The 2,241-nt window shown below is 69.1% G+C and carries 1 pseudogene; it reads left to right on the forward strand.

Annotated elements, in window-relative coordinates:
• A pseudogene (locus BF95_RS28030) lies at window positions 1–2,241 on the forward strand (hypothetical protein); the annotation flags it as partial.

Here is a 2,241-nt window from a genome sequence, read left to right on the forward strand (position 1 = left end):
CATTGCAGGCGCAGTCGATCGGCGGCGGCGGTGGCAGCGGCGGCTTTGCGGTGGCGGGCAGCTATGGCGGCACGCTGGCCGCCAGCATCGGGCTTGGCGGTTCGGGCGGCATCGGCGGCGGTGCCGGCACCGTCAATGTCTGGAGTTCGGGGGACATCACGACGAAGGCCGCGACGACCGGCAATGCCGGCGGCATCCTGGCGCAATCGATCGGTGGTTCGGGCGGCAGCGGCGGCTTCGCCATTGCGGGCGGCTATAGCCCTGGCGTTTCGGGGTCGCTTTCGCTGGGCGGCAATGGCGGCTTTGGCGGGCGTGCGAGCGCCGTCACCGTTGCGCAGTTCGGCAATACGACGATCACCGGCGACATGTCCTCGGCCGTCGTGGCGCAAAGCCTTGGCGGGCATGGCGGCAATGGCGGCTTCGCGATCGCCGGCGGCTTTGGCGGCACCTTGGGCCTGAGCGCCGCAATCGGCGGCGATGGCGGCGTTGGCGGCTTTGCGGGCGATGTCATGCTGTCGCTGGCCGATCGCAACCGCGCGGTCATCACCACTGGCAACCAGTCCAACGGTGCGGTCGCCCAGTCGATCGGCGGCAATGGCGGCAATGGCGGATGGGCGTTCTCCGGCGCGATTGGCGCGCTGAGTGCGGTGTCGGTTTCGCTTGGCGGATCGGGCGGCGCAGGCGGGCGTGCCGGGAACGTCAAGCTGATTTCGGACCAGTCGGTCACGACCAATGGATCGCTGTCGGTCGGCCTGCTGGCGCAATCGATCGGCGGCAATGGCGGCAGCGGCGGGTTCAGTGCCGCGCTGGCCGGGGCGGCTGTTGTCGCGCCCGCGATTTCGGTTGGCGGTGCGGGCGGCAACGGCAGTGCTGCCGGAACCGTCGACCTCATCAGCAACGGCCGGATCGTCACCAGGGGCGACCTTTCCACCGGCATTCTGGCGCAATCGATCGGCGGCAGCGGCGGCAATGGCGGGTCGGCGCTGTCCGGCGCAATCGCCACGGGCTTTCCGCGTGTTCCGCTGTCGGTCGGCGCAGCGGGCGCGACCGGCGGCAATGGCGGCACGGGTCAGATCGCCAAGGCAGTCGCCGTCCAAAGCACCGGCGAAATCGTCACATCGGGCCTGTCCTCGATCGGGATCATCGCCCAGTCGATCGGCGGCGGTGGCGGCAATGGCGGCAATGCCGCGGCCTTCAGCGTCACTGCGGGCGGCGGCAACAGCAAGAACACGTCGCTTTCGGCCTCGGTCGCGATCGGCGGCGCGGGCGCTGCGGGCGGCGATGCAGGCAGCGTCACGGTCAACCAGTTCGGCAACATCACCACCGGCGCAGCGGTGACGCCGGGCAGCATCGGCAGCGGCGATCAGTCGATCGGCATCCTGGCGCAATCGGTCGGCGGCAGCGGCGGCAATGGCGGTTCGGCCTATGCCAACTCGATTTCGGGCACCGGATCGGTCGCCGTCTCGGTGGGCGGTGGCGGCGGCGTGGGCGGCAATGGCGGCACCGTCGCGGTCAATTTCAACCCGTATGAATATATCGCGTCGTGGAGCGACCTGGTCCGCAATATCGGCGACAATCCGACCTATGGATTCGAGCATTTCCTCACCAGCAGCATCCGTGAGGGCCGAAACTCGAACGGCTTCAACGTCCGCCAATATCTGGCGAACTATTCCGACGTGAACGCAAAGTTCGGCGATGACCTGACCGCTGCCGCGAGGGATTATGTGACATCCGGCTATGCGGCAGGCCGCACCGACAAGCCGCTGGCCGGCGTGGCCTCGATCGCGATGCCCAATTCGGGCTCGATCACCACCTACGGCAACGCCGCGTCGGCAATCTACGCGCAATCGGTCGGCGGCGGCGGCGGCAATGGCGGCYGGTCCGATGCCAKCGCGTCGASCRRCRARKATGSCATGGCGSKCKCAATGGCGGTGCGGCATCCTACRGCGGCAGCGGCTTTGCTCAGCAGACCAACACCGGCGCATCGGTATCGACCGCAGCGCAGCTCGCGACCTCCGGCCCGCCCGCTTCGGACGAGAAGGCCGACAATGGCGCTGGCGCTTCGCTCAGCATCGGCGGCAGCGGCGGCGCGGGCGGCCATGGCGGCCGGGTGCTGGTCGAAAAACGCGGCACGCATCGCGACCACCGGCGACCTGTCGAATGGCGTGTTCGCGCAGTCGGTCGGCGGCGGCGGCGGCAACGGCGGGTCGAGCACCGCGAACGCATCGGGCGGCAATTATT

It is taken from the genome of Sphingobium sp. Ant17 (assembly GCF_000588875.1).
Classification (GTDB): Bacteria; Pseudomonadota; Alphaproteobacteria; order Sphingomonadales; family Sphingomonadaceae; genus Sphingobium.